A 23,216-nucleotide genomic window follows, 5' to 3' on the forward strand; every position below is an offset into this window, starting at 1 on the left:
ATTTCAAGAATACCCGATCAGACTATTGCAAAGTTGCGCGATGGGGGTTTATCTGCGGGCAAGAGCGCGGCGATTCTGCGGCGCGGCATCTGGCTTGGAGGCTCATGTTGGCTTTGGACACGCAAACCGCACCCCTGATCTACGACGCGCCGAAGAAGGATCTGTACGAGCTGGGCGAGATGCCCCCGATGGGTCATGTGCCGAAGCAGATGTATGCCTGGGCGATCCGCCGCGAGCGCCATGGCGCCCCGGAGCAGGCCATGGTGCAGGAGGTGGTCGATACCTGGGCCATCGACAGCCACGAGGTTCTGGTCCTGGTGATGGCGGCAGGCGTCAACTACAACGGCGTCTGGGCGGGCCTCGGGCAGCCGATCTCGCCTTTCGACGGACACAAGGCGGCCTATCACATCGCAGGCTCGGATGCCGCGGGTATCGTCTGGGCGGTGGGCGACAAGGTGAAGCGCTGGAAGGTCGGCGATGAGGTGGTGATCCACTGCAATCAGGACGACGGCGACGACGAGGAGTGCAACGGCGGCGACCCGATGTTCTCGCCCAGCCAGCGCATCTGGGGGTATGAGACGCCGGACGGGTCGTTCAGCCAGTTCACCCGGGTGCAGGCGCAGCAGCTGATGCCGCGCCCGAAGCACCTGACCTGGGAGGAATCGGCCTGCTACACGCTGACGCTGGCGACGGCCTATCGGATGCTCTTCGGCCACGCACCGCATGACCTGCAGCCGGGGCAGAACGTGCTGGTCTGGGGTTCGTCGGGGGGGCTTGGCTCCTATGCCATCCAGCTGATCAACACCGCGGGGGCGAATGCGATCGGAGTGATCAGCGACGAATCGAAGCGCGACTTCGTCATGTCGCTGGGCGCGAAGGGCGTGATCAATCGCAACGAGTTCAAGTGCTGGGGTCAGCTGCCGAAGGTGAACAGCGAGGAATACAATGCCTGGCTGAAAGAGGCGCGCAAGTTCGGCAAGGCGATCTGGGACATCACCGGCAAGGGGGTGAACGTCGACATGGTGTTCGAGCATCCCGGCGAGGCGACCTTCCCGGTGTCGTCGCTGGTGTGCAAGAAGGGCGGCATGGTGGTGATTTGCGCCGGGACCAGCGGCTTCAACTGCACCTTCGACGTGCGGTATATGTGGATGCACCAGAAGCGCCTGCAGGGCAGCCATTTCGCGCATCTGAAGCAGGCGGCGGCGGCAAACAAGCTGATGTGCGAGCGCAGGCTCGACCCCTGCATGTCCGAGGTCTTCCCCTGGGCCGAGATTCCGCGGGCGCATACGCTGATGTGGAAGAACCAGCACAAGCCCGGCAACATGGCGGTGCTGGTGCAGGCGCCGCGCACCGGATTGCGGACCTTCGAGGACACGCTTGAGGCGAGTAAATTGAGCTAAGTTCTACCTTTAACAACCAATTCACCCATCGTTCGGATATCTGTGCTTAAGTGAGTTGCCATGGGTTCAGGCCACGCAAGGACCTGACCCCGGGCGGCACGGATTTCTGGCCGAGGGACTTCATGCGCCACGACTGGGTCTTCGACGTGTTGTCGGATCTTCTTGCCTATGCGACCCGGAACGGCCTGCCCCGGCTGGCGGCCAAGGTGTCGGAAACGATCGAAGAGGCGCGGAGCGAGATTGCCCATTCTGACGAGGGGCCGGACGAGCCGCCGCAAGCCCCGCCAGCCAAAGGGCGCAGGATCCACTGACCGCTACCGCTTGGGCCGAGCAGGGGCTATGATCGCAGGATGCAGGCCCCCGCGCTGACCTTTTCCGACGACCAGGCCGAGGCCTATGACCGGCTGGCGGTCGCGTTCCTGGGTGCGGGGATCGACCTGGCCGAGGGGGAACTTACCCCGATGGCCGAGGGGCGGACGAGCGTCCTGGCGGTGGTGGGCAAGGCCGGGTCGGGCAAGACGATGCTGCTTGCGGAGCTGTATCGCGGGCTGAAAGCCGCGGGGGTCGAGGTGGTCTCGGGCGATTACGAGGGCCGCAGGCGGAAGGATCGCCGGACGCTGGCGATCCTGGCACCGACGAACAAGGCGGCATCGGTGCTGCGGCTGCGGGGGGTGCCGGCGACGACGATCCACCGCATCCTCTATACCCCGGTCTATGACCCGGAATACGAGAAGATCGCCGAATGGCTGGCGGGGACGGGGACGCGGCCGACGGTCGAAGGACTGACCGAGGTGGCGCTGGATCGGGCCTATGCCTTCTACCAGCAGGTTGCGAGCATTCCGGGGGCACTGGCGGCGGCGGGGCTGAAGGGTAGCGACTTCATCAAGGGCTGGAAGCGGCGGGAAGAGCCGCTGGACGTGGGCTTCGTCGACGAAAGCTCGATGCTGGATGAGCGGCAGTTCGAGGACCTGCGCGAGATTTTCCCGACGCTGGTCCTGTTCGGCGATCCTGCGCAGTTGGCCCCGGTTGGGCAATCGGGCGAGATGGTGTTCGACAAGCTGTCCGAAGGGCGGAAGCTGATCCTGCATCGCATCCACCGGCAGAGCGAGGACAACCCGATCCTGGACCTGGCGCACGCGCTGGGGGACGAGCGGATCGGATTCGAGGACTTCGAGGCGCTGGTCCAGGAAAGGTCCCGCGCCGACAACCGGGTGGTCTGGGCGGAACGGGTCGAGGCGGCGCTGATGGCGCGCTCGCCGGTGCTGGTCTGGCGCAATGTCACCCGGGTGCGGCTGATCCAGGCGTTCCGCAATGCCTATGGCGCGCCGGAGGATCAGCTTCTGCCGGGCGAGCCGCTGATCTGCGACGGGATCGAACTGCCACTGAAGCACAGGAAGAAGCGCATCGATCTTGAGGCGCGGGGCCTGATCAAGGGCGCGCAGGTGATCTATCTGGGCGAGGGCAACCGGCAGGGCTTTGCCCGGCTGCATGTGGTGGGGGCCGAGGAGCCGCAGGTCAGCGCGGCCAGTATCATCAAGATCGAGAGGCCTGACGAGGAGGAGCCCTTCATCCCCCATGCGGCCGGGATGGGCGCGGCCTTCCTGCACGGCGCGGCGGTGACGATCCACAAGGCGCAAGGGTCGCAGTGGGAGGAGGTGCAGGTCTTCGCGCCCGACCTATACGCCGCCGCGCAATCGGGGCGGTCCGAGGCTGGTGTGCCGCTCTGGAAGCGGCTGGCCTATGTGGCGATCACCCGGGCGCAGCACCGGCTGTACTGGGTGGTGCGGAACCGCCTGGCACGCCCCTCGGCGCCGTTGTCGGTGGAGGACCTGAAGCGCGAGCCGTCGCCCTTGGCCCTGGGCCAGGAGTGAGGCTTTTCCTTGCCGGTCCGGCGGGCTAGAGTCCGGTCCAAGAATGGAGGCCCCGATGGCTTTGGTTTTCGTCCAGTTCCGCTGCACCCCCGGCCAGACCTACGAGGTCGCCAATGCGATCTGGGACCGGGAAGTGGTGAGCGAGCTGTATTCGACCAGCGGCGACTATGACCTGATCGCCAAGGTCTATATCCCCGAGGGCGAGGATACCGGGCATTACCTGTCCTCGCGGTTGTTCGACATTCCAGGCATCCAGCGGACGCTGACCACGATGACCTTCAAGGCGTTCTGATCGGCCAAGAAGAACTGGTTCCTGGCTCAGAGCCAGGCGCTGCGGCCAGAGCCGACCGCCATTGCGACAGTCTCGAAGCCGTCGCGGGCAAGGAGGGCGTCGAGGCCGTGGGCGATTTCGGCCGCCAGCGAGATGCCCTGGTAGACCATCGCGGTGTAAAACTGCACCGCCGAAGCTCCGGCGCGGATCTTCTGGTAGGCCTGCTCGGCGCTGCTGATGCCGCCGACGCCGATAAGCGGCATCAGGCCGTGGGTCAGCTGCGAAAGCTGCGCAAGCACACGGGTGGACTTTTCGAACAACGGCGCGCCGGAAAGGCCGCCCATTTCTTCCCGATTTGCAGATTTCAAACCTTCGCGTGAGAGCGTGGTATTGGTGGCAATGATTCCAGAGATGCCGGAGGCAAGCGCCACCTCGGCGATCTGGGCGAGGTCGTCCCGGGTCAGGTCGGGGGCGATCTTCAAGAAGACCGGGATTGGGGTGGGCAGGGCGGCGCGCGCCTCGATCACCCCTTTCAAAAGTGCGGCAAGGGCGGCGGCGCCTTGCAGGTCGCGCAGGCGTTCGGTGTTCGGCGAGCTGACATTGACCGTGGCGAAGTCGACATGCGGGCCGCAGGTGGCAAGCACCTTGGCAAAATCGGCGGCACGGTTTTCCGAGGTCTTGTTTGCGCCGAGGTTCAGGCCGACCGGCACCGGGCCACGCCGGCGTCGGACCAGGCGGGCCGAGATTGCCACCATGCCCAAGTTGTTGAAGCCGAAGCGGTTGATCGCCGCACGATCCTCGGTCAGCCGGAAGAGGCGTGGACGGGGGTTGCCGGGTTGGGCCAAGGGGGTGGCGGCGCCGACCTCGATGAAGCCGAAGCCCGCGCTGGACAGCGGAGCGATGGCCGTGGCGTTCTTGTCGTAGCCCGCTGCCAGGCCCACGGGGTTCAGGAGCGGCATCCCGGCGAGCGTCGTGTGCAGCCGGGGCAGGTCGACCGGGCCGGGCAGGGGGGCGAGGCCGGAACGGAGCGCCAGGAGCGAGAGCGCATGGGCGCGCTCGGGGTCGATGCGGTGCAGAAGCGCGAGGCCGGCCGTTTCCAGACGGCTCACAGCAGGCCCTCGGGGAAGATGTGGCCGGTGGCGCCCAAGGGCAGGGACTTGTCCCAGACCACCTCCTCCAGCCGCAGCGGTCGGTAGAGATGCGGGAAAAGCTCGCCGCCGCGCGATGGTTCCCATTTCAGGGCCGGGCCGAGGCGGGCCTCGTCGAAGGCCACCAGCACGAGGTCGCTTTCGGTGGCGAACCATTTCGCCGCGGTTTCCGTCACCTGGGCGGGGGTGGAGAAGTGGATGTAGCCGTCGGCCAGATCGACCGGCGCGCCAAGAGTTTCCCCAGCGGCACGGAAGGCATCCCATTCGGGGCGGCGGAAGATCTTGAGGATCAGCATGGGGGCCGAATAGCGAAGGAGAAGGAACCTGGCAATGGCTTGCGACGTGTCATCGGCCTGACACCGGCCGAGGTGATGTTGCTTTGACACCGGTGCCCGGTCGGGCGCATGGTTCGGTCATCCGATAGCCAAACTTGGGAGAGAGTAGCGATGCGTGGACTATCCAGATGGGCCGTTCTTGCCGCCATGACAGCTGCCCCGGCAGGTGCCGAAACCGTGAAGCTGACGCTGCTGGGCGTGGGTGACGTCTACAACTTCGAGGAGGAGGACGGTCGTGGCGGCTTTGCCCGGCTGAATGCGGTGGCGAAGGCGGAACGCGCGGCGAATCCGAACACGCTCTATCTCTTCAACGGTGACATGCTGTCGCCCTCGCTCGCCTCGGGCTTCGACATGGGGCAGAACACCATCGACTTCACCAACCTGGTCCCCTTCGACCTGGCGGTGCCGGGGAACCATGAATACGACTTCGGGCCGGAAAATTTCACCGAGAAGATGAAAGCGTCGAAATACCCATGGGCCGCGATCAACATCACCAACGCCGACGGCAGCCCGGTGGAAGGCCTGGGCGGAGTGATGATGAAAGAGGTGGCAGGGCTGAAGATCGCATTGATCCCGGTGGCGCAGGATACCTCGCCCGAGGTGAGTTCGACGGGCAGCCTGAAGTTCCTGCCGACGGTCGACAGCGGGATCGCGGCGGCGGAAAAGGCGATCGAGGACGGGGCGGATCTGGTGGTGGGGGTCGTGCAGACCAACATGGAGAACGACCGCAAGCTGATTGCCAGCCATGCTTTCGATGTGATCCTGTCGGGCGACGACCATTCCTATGCCACGGCCTATGATGGGATAACGGCCTATGTGGAAACCAGCGTCGACGGGCAGTATCTGACTCCGGTGGACCTGACGGTCGAGATCACGGTGAAGGACGACGGCACGCGCGAGATCAGCTGGACGCCGACCTTCCGTTTCATCGACACGGCGACGGTGGCACCGGACCCGGAGACGGCGGCGATGGCGGATGCGTTGCGGGCGAAGATGGATCAGACGCTGGATGTCGAGATCGGCACGCTCGAAACCCCACTCGACAGCCGCCGCAACGTGGTGCGGGCAGAAGAGTCGACGATGGGCAACCTGATCACCGACGCACTGCGCGATGCGACCGGGGCGGATATCGCGCTGATGAACGGGGGCGGCATCCGGGGTGACACCACCTATGACGCGGGTCGCAAGCTGACCCGGCGGGATATCCTGACGGAACTGCCGTTCGGCAATACCACGGTGGTGACGGAACTGCCGGGGTCTCAGGTGCTGCTGGCGCTGGAAAACGGGGTGAGCCAGGTGGAAAAGGGCGCAGGCCGCTTCGCGCAGGTGTCGGGGTTGACCTTTGCCTTCGATGCGGCGGCGGAACCGGGCAGCAGGGTCAGCGAAGTGATGGTCGGTGGCGCGCCGCTTGAGGCCGACAAGCTGTATAAGGTCGCGGTCAACGACTACATCCTCGGCGGCGGCGATGGCTTTGCGGCCTTGGGGGGCGGGCGAATCCTGACGGATGGTCCGACCGGGCAGCTGGTAGCGAATGATGTTATGGCCTATGTCGAGAAGCTGGGGACGGTGAAGATCGCCGTCGAGGGCCGGATCAAGAAGCTGGGCCAGTAGCCTCTGGGGTCTGCTCGTCGATGACGTCGCCCCTTCCCGCGCCGTGTCAGCAGGGAGGGGCGATGTCGCACCAGGTGCGGGCGTCGACATGGCGCCGGACGACGGGCCGTCGTCAGCGCGTCGAGATTTCCGGCCCGGCGATATGCACGGCCAGCAGGCAGCCGTTCGGCGTGTAGGAATGATGTTCGGTCCCGTCGCGGTAGAACACCAGATCGCCGGGGCCCAGAACCTTGCCGTCATCCTCGATCAGTTGGCCCTCGATGATCAGGAATTGCTCGTGGCCGTTGTGGATATGGCGACGCGTCGTCATCCCCGCGGGCATCCGATAGACGTGGAAGCCCTCGCCCAGCGGCATGTCGCTGTCGAGTTGCAGGATATCGTCGCCGAAGGCCTGGCCGTCGGGATAGACGAAAGGCCGGAACTCGGCGTCGTGGATGTTGGCGATCTTGCGGTCTTCCGGGGCAAAGGTCATCGGTGGGTCTCCATCTGCGGGCGCGTCGGGCGGGGGAAGGTTGCGGTCGGCGAAGAACAGGTCCGGGTGCAGGCGGTCATGCGCGGCGGCGACGCGATAGACCTCCAACTGCGCGGGGCTGAGCTGACCCCGGACATAGAGGGTCATCGCGCGGCCATAGCGGTCGCGGCCCGAGCCCTTCCCGCCAAGCGGTATGCCCAGAAGCGCGCTCATCCGTTCGTCCGGTAGGCAAGCCGTTCGTCGGCCAGCCTGCGTGCCTCGGTCCGGTTCATGATGATTCCGGCGACGACGACGCCCAAGCCGACGGCCAGCACCATAAGGGTGGCCAGTGCATTGATGTCGGGCGTCACGCCCAACTTGACCTTGGACCAGATCAGGAGCGGCAGGGTGGTCGATCCCGGCCCGGTGGTGAAGGAGGTGATCACCACATCGTCAAGCGAGATGGTGAAGGCCAGGAGCCAGCCGGACAGGATGGCGGGGGAAATCACCGGCAGAGTGATATCGAACAGCACCTGCCAGGGGCGGGAGCCGAGGTCCATCGCCGCTTCCTCGATGGCGCGGTCGAACTGCAAGAGGCGGGCCTGGACGATGGTGGTGACGAAGACCATCGAGAAGGTGATGTGCGCGAGCGTGATGGTAGTGAAGCCGCGCTGCGCGGGCCAGCCGATCCATTGCGCCAGCAGGAGGAAGAAGATCAGCGAGGAGACGCCGGTGATCACCTCGGGCATGATCAGCGGCGCGGTGACGAGGCCACTGAACAGCGTCCGGCCCCGGAACTTGCCCATCCGCACCAGGGCGATCCCGGCCAGGGTGCCGAGGATGGTGGCGATGGTGGCAGAGACGAGGGCGATCTTCAGCGACAGCATCAGCGCCTCGATCACCTTGGTGTTGGACCAGAGCGCGGCATACCATTTCGTCGAGAACCCGCCCCAGACGGTCGCCAGCCGCGAGGCGTTGAAGGAATAGACGATCATCGACAGGATCGGCACGTAGAAGAAGGCAAAGCCGAAGGCCAGCATCGACAGCAGGAAGGTCGGGCGGCGCTTCATTTCGTGCCCTCCGCCCGCGCCTGGTAGTGGCTGTAGAGCATCGTCGGGATGACCATCAGCGCCAGAAGCGCCACCGCCACCGCCGAGGCCATCGGCCAGTCGCGGGCCGAGGAGAATTCGTCCGAGATCACCCGCCCGATCATCGGGGCGGCGGCGTCGCCGACCAGCGAGGGGATCACCAGCTCGCCCGCCGCCGGGATGAAGACCAGAAGTCCCCCCGCGATGATGCCGGGGATCGACTGCGGCAGGGTGACGTCCAGGAACACCTGCCAGGGGCGCGAGCCGAGGTCGAGCGCTGCTTCGTCCAGCGTGGGGTCCAGCCGCTCGAGGCTGGCGTAAAGCGGCAGGATCATGAAGGGCAGGTAGGTGTAGACCATGACCAGCACGACGGCGAAGTTCGAATGCATCATCGGCAGCGACTTCACCGCCCAGTCGATGGGCACGATCCAGTTCCAGACATCCGTCAGCGCGGCGTTGAACCAGCTGGATTTGCCCATCAGCCCCATCCAGGCGTAGACCCGCAGCAGAAACGAGGTCCAGAACGGCAGGATCACCAGCATCAGCAGGATGTTGCGCCAGCTTTTCGACACCCGCGTCAGCGCCAGCGCCATCGGATAGCCGATGAGCAGGCAGAAGAAGGTCGCCGTCGCGGCATTCATCAGCGAGATCAGGAAGGCCCGGACATAAAGCGCATCGCCGAAGAGCCGGGCATAGCCGCCGAGGTTGATCCAGGGGTGTTCGCCGCCGAAGGAGAAGGGCGGGGCGGTCGGCGTCTTGGTCGCGACCGACATGGCGACGACGATCAGGAAGGGCAGCAGGAAGAAGAGCACCAGCCAGAGATAGGGCAGCCCGACGATCAGATCGGACCAGCCGCTGCGGTCGAACCAGGCTTTCAGCCGTGCCATGTCAGTCCCCCAGCACGATGGCGGCGCCGGGCTCGAAGGAAAGCCAGACCTTGTCGTCCCAGTCGGCGACGCGCGCCGCCTCGTCCCCCCGGCGGGCATTCACGGCATGGACCTGCACCAGCGCGCCCGAGGGCAGGGTGATGCGGTAGAGGCTGTCCTTGCCGAAATAGGCCAGGTCCTTCACCACCCCTTCCACCACGTTGGCGGCCTCGGGGCGTGCCTGCGAGATGGTGATCTTCTCGGGCCTAAGCGCCAGCGTCACCGCCTGCCCCTCGGTGATGCCGGCTACGTCGCGCGCCAGCACCTCGGTCCCGAAATCCGCCACTTTCAGGCGCAACTGGCCATCCTCCCGGCCCACGACGGTCGCGGCGAAAGTGGTGATCGAGCCGATGAAGGATGCCACGAAGCGGTTGGCCGGGAATTCGTAGACCTCGGTCGGGCTGCCGACCTGGCGCACCTCGCCCTTGTCCATCACCGCGATCCGGTCGGCCAGCGTCATCGCCTCTTCCTGGTCGTGGGTCACGACGATGAAGGTGACGCCAGTGCGTTCCTGGATCGACATCAGCTCGAACTGGGTATGTTCGCGCAGCTTCTTGTCCAGTGCCGCCAGAGGTTCGTCCAGGAGGAGCAGCTTCGGCTGTCGCGCCAGCGCCCGGGCCAAGGCCACCCGCTGTCGCTGCCCGCCGGAAATCTGGTGCGGCTTGCGCTTGGCGAACTGCGTCAGCTGCACCAGGTCCAGCATCTCGCGCACCCGGTCGGCACGCTCGGCCTTACTCATCGGCTCATGCTTCAGCCCGTAGGCGACATTCGTCTCCACCGTCATGTGCGGGAACAGCGCATAGGACTGGAACATCATGTGCACGGGCCGCAGCCAGGGCGGCACCCCGGCCATGTCCTTGCCGTCGAGATAAATGCGGCCCGCCGTCGGCTCCTCGAACCCCGCCAGCATCCGCAGAAGCGTGGTCTTGCCGCAGCCCGAGCCGCCGAGCAGTGCGAAGATTTCACCCTGCGCGACCGAAAGCGTCACGTCGCGCACGGCATGGAACGTGCCGAAGGTCTTCGACACGCCCTCGATCCGCAGAAAGGCAGTGTCAGCCACCTGTCTTGATCTCGGTCCAGATGCGGGTCAGCTGCTCTTCCTGTTCGGGCGTCTGCGGCTTCGGGGTGTAGAGGCGCTTCAGCGTCTCGGCATCGGGATAGACCGCCGGGTCGCCCGAGATCGACGGATCGACCAGCGGCGTCGCCGCCTTGTTTGCATTGGCATAGCCGGTGAAATCGGTGCATTTCGCGATCACGTCGGGCCGCAGCAGGAAGTCGATGAACTTGTGGCCGTTGTCGACATTGGCGGCGTCGGCGGGCATGCACCACAGATCGAACCAGGCGGGGGCCCCGGTTTTCGGCACGAAATAGGCCAGGTCGATGTCGATCCCCGCCTCGGCCGCGCGCGCCTTGGCGACGCCATAGTCGCCCGACCAGCTGTTCACGGCGCAGACCTCGCCATTGGGCAGCGTCGTCAGGTAATTGGTGTTGTCGAAGGTCGAGATATACGGGCGGATGGGCGCAATCAGATCGACCAGCTTGCGATAGTCGGCGTCGGTCGCGGTGTCGGAGTCGATGCCGAGGTAGCGCAGCGCCATGTAGCCGAAGTCGGTCGGGCTATCGAGGATCGACAACCCGCACTCGGCCAGCTTCGCGGCATTCTCCGGCTTGAAGACGGTGTCGAGCGATTCCAGATCGGCGTCGGGCAGAAACTCTTTCACCAGGCCTAGGTTGTAGGTCATTCCGACCGAACCCCAGGTATAGGGCGCGCCATATTCGTGTCCCGGATCGAAGCCTTCGACGATCTTCAGGATATCTGGGTCGAGGTTGGCCCAGCCCGGCAGCTTCGACCGGTCGAGCTTCTGGTAGACCCCGGCCTTCACGAACATCGGCAGCGTAAGCCCGGATTGCAGCACCACGTCATAGCCGGTGGCGCCCGCCAGCATCTTGGCCTGCGCCTCCTCGCTGCTGGCATAAAGGTCGTAGACGACCTCGATGCCGGTTTCGCTGGTGAAATCCTCCAGAGTCGTCTCGCCTATATAATCGGCCCAGTTGTAGACGAAGACAGAGCCTCCTTGGGCCCAGGACGGGCGCACCCAGGGCGCGGCAAGCCCGGCCCCAAGGCCAAGCAGGGCGGAGCGGCGGTTCAGGGTCATGGGCATTCCTCCGTTGGTCGCGCCTCTGCCGGGCGCTCTGGTCATGGTGATGCCGACGTCAGCTTCTGTCCAGAAGCTCGGCGTTGCGCCGGGCGATATCTGCTTCCGGCGGCGGTTCGCGCAGGGCCATGACCGGGATCAGGTCGCGCAGCCGGTCGTGATGGGCGCGCAGCCCATATTCCAGGTCTGACAGGTGGAAGCCGTCGAAGGCGCGGCTGGCCATCGATTCGTTCGACCAGATCGTCAGCTGCTGGTCTTCCGCCGAAGTGTCGCGGTCGATCCGGTTGGCAAGGTAGCGCGCCAGCCGCTGCCGCCGGGTCTCGTCGGCATGGCGGTAGAGCCGACCCGTCAGTCGGGTCTTGCCCGCCGAGAGGGGAACCTCGTGGTAGAATTGCGCACCTTCGGGCGTGAAGGCGAAGACGGTGGCAGGGAAGAGGCCATAGTAGGTCCAGGCCTTCTGAAGGTGGGGCAACAGGCCTTCAGGGTCTTCCGACAGATTGACGTAGTTCCGCACCGACCAGGTGCGGCCCGGCCGGTCGCCGAAGGCCCCGCGCGAGAAGTTGATGCCGCCCGCCAGCTGGTGATCCTGGTAGTCGCGACCGTAAAGGTCCTGCAATCCGGGATGCGCCAGGGGGACATGATAGCCCTCGTTGTCGACGTCGCGCACCGATTTCCAGTTTACCGGCAGTTCGGTGATCCAGCGCGACGGGCCGTCCGAGACCAGCGCTTCGCTGCGGTAGGAGGCGAAGTCGGCCGCGAAGGGGGCGAGGAGGTCGGCCACCGGCGGCTGCGGCCCGGGCTCGAAGCGCAGGAAGATGAAGCCGTGGAAGATTTCCATCTCGATCGGCTTCAGGCCGAAGCGCTCGCGCTCGATTCCGCCGAAGCTTTCCGGCCGCGACGCCCCGCGCAACGTGCCGTCGAGGTTGTAGACCCAGCCGTGGAACGGGCAGACGATGGACCCCCGGCAGCTGCCCTGCGCCCCGTCCACCACCCGCGCGCCCCGGTGGCGGCAGAGGTTGTGGAAGGCGCGCACCTCCCCGTCCTGCCCGCGCATGACCACGGCGCGCTCGCCCAGGATGTCGAAGGTCAGCCAGTCACCGACCCTGGGCAGGTCGCCGACATGGCCCACGACCTGCCAATGGGTCAGGAAGACGCTGCTGCGCTCAAGCGCGAGGACCGCATCCGAATGATAGGTCCAGGCGGGCAGGCCGCCACGGTCCCAGCTGTTGGGTGTGGGTTCGGTGTGGAACGGCAGGGCTATGGTCATTCCGGCCTCGTTCGTAGCGCATTCCGGTCCGGCAGCCCTAGGGCATGCCGCGCGGTCTGGTAGCAGTATCTTAACCGACTGACTGAGGTGTCAATCAGATTCGTGCGCCGCCTTGCCTTCGATGCGGACGGGGGCTGCCCTGACGCGAGCGGCCTGACTGCTCTGTCCGCGCCGTCTGGCGGAGGCGGAGCCTGTCCAATGCTTCCCTTTGAAAGGGACAGGCGCTAGAGGATCGCGCCGATCTGCCAGGGGACGAATTCGTTGTCGCCGTAGTCGAACTCTTCGCTGAGGGTCCTTTCGCCCGAGGCTACCGCAAGGATGTGCTCGAATATCCTTTCGCCTGCGCTTTTGATGGTCTCGGTCCCGGTGGCGATCCCGCCGGTATCGATATCCATGTCCTCGCGCATGTGGTCGAACATCTCGGTATTGGTGGCGATCTTGATCGTCGGCGCCGGTTTCCAGCCCGAGACCGAGCCGCGCCCGGTGGTGAAGCAGACGACGTTGCAGCCGCCCGCCACCTGGCCCGTCACCGCGACCGGGTCATAGCCCGGTGTGTCCATGAAGACGAAGCCCGGCTGGTCGATGATCTCGGCATATTCGTAGACCGCCGTCAGCGGCATGGACCCACCCTTGGCGACCGCGCCCAGCGACTTCTCCAGGATGGTGGTCAGCCCGCCCTGCTTGTTGCCGTAGCTGGGATTGTTGTTCAACTCGGCCCCGTTCCTCGCCGTGTAATCGCGCCACCAGTCGATCCGCTGCATAAGCTTGTGCCCGACCTCGGGCGTCACGGCGCGGCGGGTCAGCAGGTGCTCGGCCCCGTAGATCTCAGGCGTCTCGGCCAGGCAGCTGGTCCCGCCGTTCCGCACGATCAGGTCCGAGGCAACCCCCAGCGCCGGGTTCGCGGTGATCCCGGAATAGCCGTCCGATCCGCCGCATTCCAGCGCGACCTTCAGGCCGGACAGCGGCTGCTGGGTCCGCCGCGCTGCGTTCGCGACGGGCAGCATCTCGCGGATCATGCCGCAGGCGGCGTCGATGGTCCTGCGGGTGCCGCCCGTGGCCTGGATGTTCAGCGTGCGGAAGCGCTCGCCTTCCTCCAGCCTGTAGTGCTCCAGGATCGGCTGGATCTGGTTCGTCTCGCAGCCGAGGCCCACCATGACGATCCCGCCGAAGTTCGGGTGGCGGGCATAGCCCTGCAGGGTGCGGGTCAGGGTGCGGTAGCTCTCGGACCCCGCGCTGATCGCGCAGCCAAGGCCGTGGGTCAGGGCGACCACGCCATCGACGTTGTCGAACCCGTCAAGCCCGCCCATGCGGTTGAAGTGGTCGGCGATATAGCGCGACACGGTGGCCGAGCAGTTCACCGTGGTGACAATCCCGATATAGTTGCGGGTGCCGACGCCGCCCGCACCGCGGTCGTAACCCATGAAGCTGCGGCAGTGGTCTGGGGGCAGCATCCCTGTCGCCACGGTCTCGACCGCGAACTGGTGCCCCGCGCCGCTTTCCGACATGGCAAGATTGTGCAGGTGGACGTGATCGCCCGCCGAGATGTCCTGGGTGGAAACTCCGATCACCTGACCGAACTTGCGCAGGGCCGCGCCCGCGGCGATCGCCCGCACCGCCACCTTGTGCCCGCGCGGGATCAACTGGTTCGCGGTCAGGCCCGCCAGCCCCGTCGGTTCGCCCCTGGTGATGCGGCGGCGGGCGACGGCGACATCGTCGGCCGGGTTGAGAAGAAGCGCGGCGGGGACTTCGTCAAGCGGCATGGCGGGGGCCCGGTGTCCTTCGATGCAGACAGAGGGGCAGGCCGGGGCGGCCCCGTCAAGCGCAATCCCTGCGCCGGCGGAAGAACCTCTCTTGTTCCGGCGTGGTCGATTGCTTGAGAGTCTTTCTGTTGCGGGGCGTCATGGCGATGCGCCGCCTGTCGGGGCGACGGCTTTGCGCTTCGCTGGCCGCCAGTCCTGCGGTGAATGCAGCTATCTGTCCTTCGCACATTTCGGGGACTGCTCTTGTTCCATTTGACACGCCAGGCCCCAAGGTCCTCGATCGCCAGGGCGGACTAGGCGATCAGCATCTCGATGCCGCGGGCGCGGAAGGCGCTCGCGTCGGGTTCCGAAATCCCGCTGTCGGTGATGAAGGAATGGATCATCTCCAGCGACCCCAGCCGGGTGAAGCTGGATTTGTTGATCTTGGTCGAATCCGCCACCAGATAGACCCGGCTCGCCGCCTTGATCATCGCTTCCTTCAGTTGCAGGTCGGCGAAGGACGGGTAGGTCAGCCCCGCGTCCAGCGCGACACCGGCGGTGGCAAGGAACAGCTTGCCGGCAAATATGTTGCGGAAGTATTCCACCGACTTGTCGCCAGACAGGCTCAGTGTCGGCGCCTTGAACTGGCCGCCCGGCATGTGGACCGCATTGCCCGGCACCGCGCCCAGGATGATCGCGATATTCAGCGCATTGGTGATCACCGTCAGGTTGCGCCGCGCCACCAGCCGCAGCGCGATCTCCGTCGTCGTGGTGCCGGCATCGAGGATGATCGTCTCGCCATCCTTGACCAGATCTGCCGCCATCGCCCCGATCCGGCGCTTCTGCTCCATGTTGTCCTGGTGGTGCAGCGTCATCGTGCCGACCTGCGCCGGCACCGTATTCAGGAACGCCCCACCATGTTCGCGGGTGATCTGGCCTTCCTGCTCCAGCCGCTCCAGATCCTGCCGGATTGTCGCCTCGCTGACCTGAAAAGCCACCGCCAGCTCGCGCACTCGGGCCGAGCCTTCCTCCTGAATCCAGTCCAGTATCCGCCGCCTGCGGGGTTCCGAGAGAAGGCCCGTCACGGGTTCCTGCCGGGCGGTATCGGCTTTCGGTTTCAGCAAGGGTCATCCCCGAAGTGAAAGTGATCGAACCTTAGCGTAACGGAACGAAACCGAAAAACCAACGGTGTCAACGGCTGGCCGCGGCCTCCTGCGCCAGCGCGACCCGGGCCTGCAACCGGCTTTGCGCCTGGTCGATGACCACGGCCAGCACGATCACCACGCCCTTGATCACCGTCTGCCAGAAGCTGGAGACGCCCATCATGATCAGTCCGTCCGACAGGATGCCGATCACGAAGGCGCCGATGATCGTGCCGAAGATGCGCCCCCGCCCTCCTGACATCGACGTGCCGCCCAGCACTGCGGCGGCGATGGCGTTCAATTCGAAGGTCTCGCCGGTGGCGGGGTGGGCCGCCTGCAACTGGCTGGCGATGATGATCCCCACCAGCGCGGCGCAGAAGCCCGAGAACATGTAGACGAACATTTTCACCCGGTTCACCTTCACGCCCGACAGCGCGGCACCCCGCTCGTTGCCGCCGACGGCATAGATGTGCCGACCGAGCGGCGTCCGCCGCGACAGGTAATGCGCCCCCAGCGCCACCGCGACCAGAAGCCAGATCATCACCGGCAGGCCCAGCACGCTGCCGGTGCCGATGAAAGGGAAGCTCGCCGTGCCCATCTCGTCGGTCCCGCCGAGGTTCGGGAAGGTCCGCCCGCCCGACGACAGGAGCGCCGCGCCACGGGCGATGTAGAGCGTGCCGAGCGTCGCGATGAACGGGGCCACGTTCAGCCTTGTGATCAGGATGCCGTTGATGAAACCCACGCCGATGCCCACCAAGAGCGTGATCCCCACGATCTCGAGTGTGTTGAACCAGACCGTCCAGCCCAACCCTGTATCCACCCCGTTCAGGACCAGCCAGCCTGCCACCATCGCGCAAAGCCCGACGATGGAGCCGACCGAAAGGTCGATCCCGCCGGTGATGATGACGAAGGTCATCCCGATGGCGAGGAAGGCGTTCAGCGCCACGTGTTTCGACACGATGACCGCGTTGGCCGCCGACAGGAAGTTCGGCGCCATGACCGAGAAATAGGCCAGCACCAGGATCAGCGCGACGAAGGTGCGCAGGCGCAGGACCAGAAGCAGCCAGGTCTGCGAGGGATGGGCGGTTGCAGTCGTCATGCGGCTTGGTCCTTTCGGGTATGCGGGGTCGCGGCGGCGATCACGGTGGCGGCTTCGGTCCCCGCCGGGAATTCCCCGGAGATCCGCCCGTTCGCCATGACAAGGATGCGGTCAGACAGCGCCAGCACCTCGTCGAGGTCCGAGGTCACGAACAAGATCCCCAGCCCCTGCGCCGCGAGGTCCCGCATCGTGCGGAACACCTCGGCCTTGGCGCCGATGTCGATCCCGCGCGAGGGTTCGTCCATGAGCAGGATCTTCGGCGAGGTCATCAGTGCCTTGCCGATCACCACTTTCTGCTGGTTGCCGCCCGATAGGCTGGACACCGGGTTCTCCGGGCTTGCGATCTTGATCGTCAACCGCTTCACGAACTCCACCGCCTTCGCCGCTTCGGCTTTCAGGTTCAGGTGGAAGCCCTTCGTGAACAGCCCCAGGGAAGACAGCGTCAGGTTCTCGCGGATCGCCATGATCTGCACCAGCCCGTCACGTTTCCGGTCCTCGGGGATCAGCGCGATACCCCTTGCGATCCGTCCTGCCACCTCGCGTTCCACAAGTGGGGCGCCATCAACGAACATCCGTCCGCCCGATCCCGGATGCTGCGCCATCACGCACTCCAGGAACTCGGTTCGACCCGCGCCCATCAACCCGTAAAGCCCGACGATCTCGCCTTTCCGTACCGACAGGCTGACGTGATCGACCGCAAAGCCCCCGCCGGCCCGGGGCAGGGTCACATCCTCGGCCCGGAACACCTCTTCCCCGAAAGCCGCCACATGGGTGCGCGGAAATTCCTTGGTCTTTTCGCCGATCATCGCCCGCACGATCCAGGGGATGTCCACCCCCGCCATCGGCCGTGCGCCGGTGATCTCGCCGTCGCGCAGCACGGTGATGTAGTCGCCGACGCGGATCAGTTCATCGAGGCGGTGGCTGATGTAGACGATGCCGACACCCTGCGATTTCAGTTCGGCGATGACGCGGAACAGCACCTCAACCTCGGCCGCCGAAAGGGCGCTGGTGGGCTCGTCCAGGATCAGGATGCGCGCGTGCTGCGACAGAGCCTTGGCGATCTCGACGATCTGCTGCTGCCCGACGCGCAGGTGATCCAGCGGCGTGTCGGGCGCGATGTCCTGCTCAAGCCGCGCCATCAGCGCCGCCGTCGCGCTGGCCTGCGCCGCCTGGTCGATGTCCACTCTGCCGCGCACCGGCTCGTGACCAATGAAGATGTTCTCTGCCACCGTCATGTTGGGGAACAGGTTCAGCTCCTGGAAGACGATTCCGATCCCCGCCTTCACCGCATCGGCCTTGGTGCGGAAGTGGGCCTCGCGGCCTTCCATCTCGATCCGGCCTTCGGTCAGGCTTTCCACCCCGGCGATGACCTTCATCAGCGTCGACTTGCCCGCTCCGTTCTCGCCCACCAGCACGTTGACCGCGCCCATCCGCAGGTCGAAGTCCACGCCCTTGAGCGCGCGGGTGCCGGGATAGACCTTCACGCCGCCCCGGATCGACAGGCCGATGGGATGATCCGTCATGGCGTGACCGTCAGGGTGACGACAGTCACCTGCCAGGCATCCGTCGCGGCCTTCAGGTCTACCGTTCCGGTGAAGCTCACCGTCTTGCCGACCAGTTCCCCCTTGGGCACCACCAGCGCCGCCGTGGCGCGGTCATTCAAGGCGCGGGCCAGCTTGGCAAATTCGATCTGATCACGGAAATCGCCGAAGCGGTAGAACGGCGCCACGTCGCGCAGGGACGAGCCCTTGATCACCGGCCCCAGTTGCAATGTCAGGTCCGCCTTGCCATCGCCGTCGGTGTCCAGCATCGCCTTCCGCGCGCGGGAGGTAAGGTTGGCCTCGACCACCACACCCTCGCCTTTCACCGCGAAGTTCCAGGCCGCACCTTCGCCCGACCCCTTGTTGCCATGCGCGGCCCCCGCAGCCTCCAGGTCCCCGACGATCGCCGCCCGCAGATCGGCCACCGGCAGTGCCTTCTCGGCGATCAGCGGCAGAAGCTCGGCGTCGTAGGTCTTGTCCAGAAGCGCCGCGATCCGCGCGTCATCCCCGGCTTCACCGGCGGCGACAGCCGTGTTGCCTTCGCCCTCGGCGACGGTCTTCACGATCTTGCAGCCCGACAGGGCCAGCGCGGCGATCAGGGCCAGCGCGACAGGAACAGATGTCATGGCGATCTTCCAATGGAATACCCGGCGCGCGATCGGAGCCGCGCGCGCCGGGATGTCGGCCAGGTGGATCAGGCGCTCAGCGCGAAGGTTTCCAGCTTCGACGCATTGTCCGCGTTGATCAGTACGCAGTCCATCAGCTGCTTCTCTTCCACGCCGGTCGCCCCGCCCGCGATGAACGTGTCGGCCTGTTCGACCGCCATCTGCGCCTGGGCATAGGCCGGTTGCAGCACGGTGGCCTTGATCCCGCCCTTCAGGATGGAATCGCGCACGTCGTTCGATCCGTCAAAGCCCACAACAATCACGTCGGTCCGGCCCGCCGCTTCCAGCGCGGCCCAGGCGCCCATCGCCATGGTGTCGTTGCCCGAGATCACGCCCTTGATTCCGGGGTTGGCCTGCAGCATCGATTCCATCACCGAATAGGCCTCGGTCTGCGACCAGTTGGCGGTCTGGCTGGCGACCATCTTCAGGTCCGGATACTGGTCGATCACGTCGTGATAACCCTTCGACCGGATGCCTGCGTTGGTGTCGGATTCCTTGCCGATCAGCTCGGCGTACTCGCCCGCTTCGCCCATCAGCTTGACGAACTCTTCCGCGCCCAGCTGCGCGCCCTGGTAGTTGTTCGACACGATCTGGCTGACTGCCACGCCGGTCGCGGTGATCTCGCGGTCGATCAGGAAAGACGGGATGCCCGCGTCCTTGGCCTTCTGCACGGCGGCGACCGAAGCATCGGCACCTGCGTTGTCCAGGATGATGGCCTTGACGCCCGCAGCAATGGCGCTGTCGAACAGCTCGTTCTGCTTGTTCGCGTCATCATCGTGCACCAGCACCATAACTTCATAGCCAAGCTCGACGGCTTTCGCGGCAGCGCCGTCGGCTTCCGCCTTGAAGAACGGGTTGTCGTGGCTGGGGGTGATGATGGCGATGGTGCCCTTGCCTTGCGCGAAGGAAAGCGTCGGCAGGATGCCCGCGACAGCGACAGCCAGCCCCCCGACCAATTGGCGGCGGTTCAGAATCATGATGTCCTCCCTTTCAAACGATATCGATACGATTCGATTCGCTACGATATATGCATCCGTTTCCGGCGCATCGTTGTCAAATACTTTCTATTACTTTCGATCTTTGCGCTTGCGGCATCGTGCCAGCGCGGACAACAATCCAACTGAGAGCAAGAGAGTCCCGCTCAGGCCCGCGCTGGCACGGAATCTCTTGCTTCATGTCACGAGTCGAGATAATGCGACAATAATCGAAAACATTCGAAATTACCCGGCGGAGGCTGAGGAGCGTCCGCAGGTAGGGGAGGAACCCATGAGCACCATCTTCCGGCGCAAGATCACCTTGGGCGTCGTCATCGGCAGCAGGGCCTTTTTCAGCCCCGCACCCTGCAAAGCCGCGCGCGAGGACGTGCTGGCGCAGTTTGCCCGTCTTGGCATCGACGCCGTCACTCTGCCCTTCGAAGCGACGGCCAATGGCGCGGTGCAAAGCATCGCCGACGCCGACCTTTACGCCCGCCATTTCCGCGAGAACGCCGAAAGGATCGACGGGCTGGTGATTTGCCTGCCGAACTTCGGTGACGAGATCGCGGTCGCGGAACTGGTCAACCGGGCGAAACTGAATGTGCCAATCCTGCTGCAAGGCTCGAACGATGAGGTGTCGAAGGTCTCGGTCAAGGACCGCCGCGACGCCTTCTGCGGCAAGATCAGCGTCACCAACAACTTCTGGCAATACGGTGTTCCCTTCACGGAAACCACCAGCCACACCTGCGACACCTGGGGCGAGGAATTCGGGGCCGACCTTGACCGGTTCGCCCGCGTCTGCCGCACCGTTCGCGGCCTGCGCGGCGCGCGCCTGGGGTCCATCGGCGCGCGTACCGGCGCGTTCCAGACCATGCGCTATTCGGAAAAACTGCTCCAGGCGGCTGGCGTGACCGTCGTCACGGTGGACCTGTCCGAAATGATGGGCGCCGCCAGTGCCATCAAGACCGACGATCCGGCCCTCCTCGCCACGCTGGAAAAGGTGAAAGGCTACGGAAAGATTCCCGCCCATATCCAGCCCTCGCAGATCGAGAAGCAGGCCCGCTGGACTCTCGCCGTCAACCGCTGGATCGAGGAGAACGGCTGCGACGCCTCCGCCATCCAGTGCTGGCGGTCCCTGCAGGACAACTTCGGTTGCGCAACCTGTCTGACCATGTCGATGATGGGTGAAGATCTGATGCCAAGCGCGTGCGAGGTCGACATCATGGGCGCCCTGTCCATGTACGCCCTCGCGCTGGCCTCCGGTGCGCCCCCCGCGATCCTCGACTGGAACAACAACTACGCCTACGAGGAAGACCTCTGCGTCTGCACCCACTGCGGCAACTACCCCAAGTCCTTCATCGGCGACACGCCCGAAGTGGGCGAGCTTGACGTGCTCGGCGAAACCATCGGCCGCTCGAAATGCTTCGGCGCGGTCAAAGGCAAGGTGAAGCCCGGCCCGATGACCTATTTCCGCCTCTCCACCGACGACCGGCGCGGCACCGTCAAGTGCTACCTCGGCGAGGGTGAGTTCACCGACCACCCCTTCGCGATGGACGGCGGCATCGCCACCACCCGCGTCCAGGGCCTGCGGAAACTCCTCCGCTTCGTAACCCAGAATGGGTTCGAGCATCACGTCGCCATGGTTCGGGGCCACCACGCCGACGTGGTGAACGAGGCCGTCACCCGCTACCTCGGCTGGCCGATTTACCATCACGGTGGCGAGCCTGAACCCCAACTGACTTTCCCGAACAGGTTCTGACAACATGCTGACCAACGACAAGCTTTCCCTGATCCGGGACAAGGCGCTCTGGATGCGCCGTACCGCCTTCACCATGGTCCACCGCGCACAGCTGGGCCACCCCGGCGGCGATTTTTCGGCGATGGACATCCTCGCCACACTCTACTTCGGTGTCCTGAACTACGACCCGAAACGCCCTGACTGGGCCGACCGCGACCGTTTCGTCATGTCCAAGGGCCATGCCACCGGCGCCCTCTATGCCACCCTGTGCGCGGCGGGCTATTTCCCCGAGGACTGGCTCCCCACCTACATGCAGCCGAAGTCGCTCCTGAACGGCCACCCGAACCGCAACTACCTGCCAGGGATCGAGACCAACACCGGCCCCCTTGGCCACGGCTTCCCGGTCGCCACCGGCATCGCCATCGCGGGCCAGCTGACCGGTGCCAGCTACCGCACCTTCGTCCTGACCGGCGACGGCGAGCAGCAGGAAGGGTCCAACTGGGAGGCCGCGATGGTCTGCGGCCACCGCAAGCTGGCGAACCTGACCCTGATCATCGACCGCAACCGCCTGCAACAGGGCGCGGGCACGGAAGAGACCTCGGGCCTCGACCCGCTCGACGACAAGTACCGCGCCTTCGGCTTCGACGTGCATGAGGTGGACGGCCATGACCATGCCGCCCTCCTCTCCCTTCTGTCCGCAGCCCCCGGCGACAGGCCCCGCTGCGTGATCGCCAACACCACCAAGGGCAAGGGCGTCTCCTTCATGGAAAACGTCGCCTCCTGGCACCACGGCGTGCCGAACGATGCGCAATATGCCCAAGCGATGAAGGAACTCGTCTGATGGCCCATGCCGCCCCCACCGCCACCGGGTTCCAGGATTGCCGGAACATCTGGGTCTCGACCCTGGAACAGCTGGCCGAAGCCGACCCCCGCATCGTCGCGGTGGTCAATGACTCGGTCGGATCGTCCAAGCTGAACAGCTTCCAGAAGAAATTTCCCGACCGGCTGGTCAATGTCGGCATTGCCGAACAGGTCATGATCGGCGTCGGCGCGGGGCTGGCGAACGGCGGTCGCATCCCCTTCGTCTCGGCCGCCTCCTGCTTCCTGACCGGTCGCGCGCTGGAACAGGTCAAGGCCGACATCGCCTATGCCAATTTCAACGTGAAGCTGGTGGGCCAGTCCTCGGGCGTGGCCTATGGCGAATTGGGCGCAACCCACCATTCCATCGAGGATTTTGCCTGGCTCCGTCCGCTCAACCTGACGGTCATCGTCCCGGCCGACGCCTGGGAAACTGCCGAGGCGGTGAAATGGGCCGCCCAGCATGATGGTCCGGTCTACCTGCGCCTCAGCCGGATGCCGGTTCCCGATCTCGATGTTCCGAAGCGCGTCTTCCGGCCGGGCAAGGCCGAAACCGTGCGCGATGGCCGCGACCTGACGATCATTGCCTGCGGCACCACAGTCCATCTTGCCGCTCGGGCCGCCGACCGGCTGGCCGTAGAAGGCATCGCATGCCGCGTCCTCAACTTCGCCACCATCAACCCGCTGGACGAAGAGGCTCTGCACCAGGCTGCCGCGACCGGCGCCATCGTCACGGTCGAGGAAGCCAATATCCACGGCGGCCTTGGCGGCGCGGTGGCCGAGTTCACCGCCAGCCACAGGCCGGTTCCGGTCGAACGTGTCGGCTTCCCCGGTTTCCTTCCCACCGGCCCGGTCGACTGGCTGTTCAGGGAATATGGCCTCACGCCCGAGGGGATCGCGGCGGCGGCCCACCGCGCGCTTGGCCGCAAGGGTTGA

General features: G+C 65.4%; 22 protein-coding genes. 8 read left to right on the plus strand and 14 right to left on the minus strand.

All coding sequences use genetic code 11. The annotated features are described in order from the left end of the window. Window positions 1-107: 107 nt before the first annotated feature. The 4 genes from ccrA (at window position 108) to JNJ68_RS00400 (ending at window position 3,563) form a co-directional block, all read left to right on the plus strand. Window positions 108-1,400: a crotonyl-CoA carboxylase/reductase gene (ccrA, locus tag JNJ68_RS00385; protein WP_294977642.1), complete on the plus strand. Its 1,293-nt coding sequence runs from the start codon at window positions 108-110 to the stop codon at window positions 1,398-1,400. 122 nt (window positions 1,401-1,522) lie between these two features. Continuing rightward, window positions 1,523-1,711: a hypothetical protein gene (locus JNJ68_RS00390; RefSeq protein ID WP_294977644.1), complete on the plus strand. Its 189-nt coding sequence runs from the start codon at window positions 1,523-1,525 to the stop codon at window positions 1,709-1,711. A gap of 39 nt (window positions 1,712-1,750) precedes the next feature. Continuing rightward, window positions 1,751-3,271 (plus strand): AAA family ATPase, encoded by a 1,521-nt coding sequence (locus tag JNJ68_RS00395; protein ID WP_294977646.1) that lies wholly within the window; start codon window positions 1,751-1,753, stop codon window positions 3,269-3,271. A gap of 55 nt (window positions 3,272-3,326) precedes the next feature. Further along, window positions 3,327-3,563: an Lrp/AsnC ligand binding domain-containing protein gene (locus tag JNJ68_RS00400; RefSeq protein WP_294977648.1), complete on the plus strand. Its 237-nt coding sequence runs from the start codon at window positions 3,327-3,329 to the stop codon at window positions 3,561-3,563. Window positions 3,564-3,589: 26 nt separating this feature from the next. Here the strand turns inward: JNJ68_RS00400 and JNJ68_RS00405 are convergent, their stop codons facing one another. Both JNJ68_RS00405 and JNJ68_RS00410 read right to left on the minus strand, forming a co-directional pair. Continuing rightward, window positions 3,590-4,651, minus strand: coding sequence for a quinone-dependent dihydroorotate dehydrogenase (locus tag JNJ68_RS00405; protein WP_294977649.1), 1,062 nt, complete (start codon window positions 4,649-4,651; stop codon window positions 3,590-3,592). Next, complete coding sequence (locus tag JNJ68_RS00410; RefSeq protein WP_294977651.1) at window positions 4,648-4,986, minus strand: DUF952 domain-containing protein; 339 nt, start codon at window positions 4,984-4,986, stop codon at window positions 4,648-4,650. Before JNJ68_RS00410 ends, JNJ68_RS00405 begins: the two co-directional genes overlap by 4 nt. Before the next feature lie 186 nt (window positions 4,987-5,172). Here JNJ68_RS00410 and JNJ68_RS00415 point away from each other — a divergent pair, with 186 nt between their 5' ends. Continuing rightward, entirely contained in the window at window positions 5,173-6,636 is a 1,464-nt protein-coding gene (locus JNJ68_RS00415; protein WP_294977653.1) for a bifunctional UDP-sugar hydrolase/5'-nucleotidase, read from the plus strand. A gap of 112 nt (window positions 6,637-6,748) precedes the next feature. Here JNJ68_RS00415 and JNJ68_RS00420 read toward each other — a convergent pair whose 3' ends face one another. The 12 genes from JNJ68_RS00420 to JNJ68_RS00475 all read right to left on the minus strand — a co-directional run bounded on the left by JNJ68_RS00420 (window position 6,749) and on the right by JNJ68_RS00475 (window position 19,687). Beyond that, a complete protein-coding gene (locus JNJ68_RS00420; RefSeq protein WP_294977655.1) occupies window positions 6,749-7,321 on the minus strand; it encodes a cupin domain-containing protein in 573 nt (190 codons plus the stop codon). Next, window positions 7,318-8,157 (minus strand): ABC transporter permease subunit, encoded by an 840-nt coding sequence (locus tag JNJ68_RS00425; protein WP_294977657.1) that lies wholly within the window; start codon window positions 8,155-8,157, stop codon window positions 7,318-7,320. The genes JNJ68_RS00420 and JNJ68_RS00425 overlap by 4 nt, the downstream gene beginning before the upstream one ends. Further along, window positions 8,154-9,062: an ABC transporter permease gene (locus tag JNJ68_RS00430; protein WP_294977658.1), complete on the minus strand. Its 909-nt coding sequence runs from the start codon at window positions 9,060-9,062 to the stop codon at window positions 8,154-8,156. The genes JNJ68_RS00425 and JNJ68_RS00430 overlap by 4 nt, the downstream gene beginning before the upstream one ends. Window position 9,063: 1 nt before the next feature. Next, a complete protein-coding gene (locus JNJ68_RS00435) occupies window positions 9,064-10,161 on the minus strand; it encodes an ABC transporter ATP-binding protein (protein WP_294977660.1) in 1,098 nt (365 codons plus the stop codon). After that, on the minus strand, window positions 10,154-11,257 hold the full coding sequence (locus JNJ68_RS00440; RefSeq protein WP_294977662.1) for a polyamine ABC transporter substrate-binding protein: 1,104 nt from the start codon (window positions 11,255-11,257) through the stop codon (window positions 10,154-10,156). Before JNJ68_RS00440 ends, JNJ68_RS00435 begins: the two co-directional genes overlap by 8 nt. Before the next feature lie 58 nt (window positions 11,258-11,315). Continuing rightward, entirely contained in the window at window positions 11,316-12,524 is a 1,209-nt protein-coding gene (locus JNJ68_RS00445) for an aromatic ring-hydroxylating dioxygenase subunit alpha (protein WP_294977664.1), read from the minus strand. A gap of 224 nt (window positions 12,525-12,748) precedes the next feature. Beyond that, window positions 12,749-14,284 (minus strand): altronate dehydratase family protein, encoded by a 1,536-nt coding sequence (locus JNJ68_RS00450; RefSeq protein WP_294977666.1) that lies wholly within the window; start codon window positions 14,282-14,284, stop codon window positions 12,749-12,751. Window positions 14,285-14,577: 293 nt separating this feature from the next. Next, window positions 14,578-15,387, minus strand: a complete 810-nt coding sequence (locus tag JNJ68_RS00455) for a DeoR/GlpR family DNA-binding transcription regulator (RefSeq protein WP_294977667.1) — start codon at window positions 15,385-15,387, stop codon at window positions 14,578-14,580. 67 nt (window positions 15,388-15,454) lie between these two features. After that, window positions 15,455-16,504, minus strand: coding sequence for an ABC transporter permease (locus JNJ68_RS00460; RefSeq protein WP_294977668.1), 1,050 nt, complete (start codon window positions 16,502-16,504; stop codon window positions 15,455-15,457). Beyond that, entirely contained in the window at window positions 16,501-18,027 is a 1,527-nt protein-coding gene (locus tag JNJ68_RS00465) for a sugar ABC transporter ATP-binding protein (RefSeq protein WP_294977670.1), read from the minus strand. Before JNJ68_RS00465 ends, JNJ68_RS00460 begins: the two co-directional genes overlap by 4 nt. Continuing rightward, window positions 18,024-18,671 carry a DUF2291 domain-containing protein gene (locus tag JNJ68_RS00470; RefSeq protein WP_294977672.1) on the minus strand — a complete coding sequence of 216 codons (648 nt, stop codon included), beginning with the start codon at window positions 18,669-18,671 and terminating at the stop codon, window positions 18,024-18,026. Before JNJ68_RS00470 ends, JNJ68_RS00465 begins: the two co-directional genes overlap by 4 nt. Before the next feature lie 68 nt (window positions 18,672-18,739). Next, on the minus strand, window positions 18,740-19,687 hold the full coding sequence (locus JNJ68_RS00475; protein ID WP_294977674.1) for a D-ribose ABC transporter substrate-binding protein: 948 nt from the start codon (window positions 19,685-19,687) through the stop codon (window positions 18,740-18,742). 289 nt (window positions 19,688-19,976) lie between these two features. On the opposite strand from JNJ68_RS00475, the gene JNJ68_RS00480 reads away from it, so the two are divergent. From JNJ68_RS00480 to JNJ68_RS00490, 3 genes are read left to right on the plus strand one after another with little or no spacing between them, the layout of a single operon-like run. After that, window positions 19,977-21,443, plus strand: a complete 1,467-nt coding sequence (locus JNJ68_RS00480; protein ID WP_294977676.1) for a fucose isomerase — start codon at window positions 19,977-19,979, stop codon at window positions 21,441-21,443. A gap of 4 nt (window positions 21,444-21,447) precedes the next feature. Beyond that, complete coding sequence (locus JNJ68_RS00485) at window positions 21,448-22,263, plus strand: transketolase (protein ID WP_294977677.1); 816 nt, start codon at window positions 21,448-21,450, stop codon at window positions 22,261-22,263. Beyond that, the gene (locus tag JNJ68_RS00490) at window positions 22,263-23,216 is read left to right on the plus strand and encodes a transketolase C-terminal domain-containing protein (protein WP_294977680.1); all 954 of its coding nucleotides are present in this window, start codon (window positions 22,263-22,265) and stop codon (window positions 23,214-23,216) included. Before JNJ68_RS00485 ends, JNJ68_RS00490 begins: the two co-directional genes overlap by 1 nt.

Origin of the sequence: Tabrizicola sp., from assembly GCF_016793705.1 — a bacterium.
Classification (GTDB): Bacteria; Pseudomonadota; Alphaproteobacteria; order Rhodobacterales; family Rhodobacteraceae; genus Tabrizicola.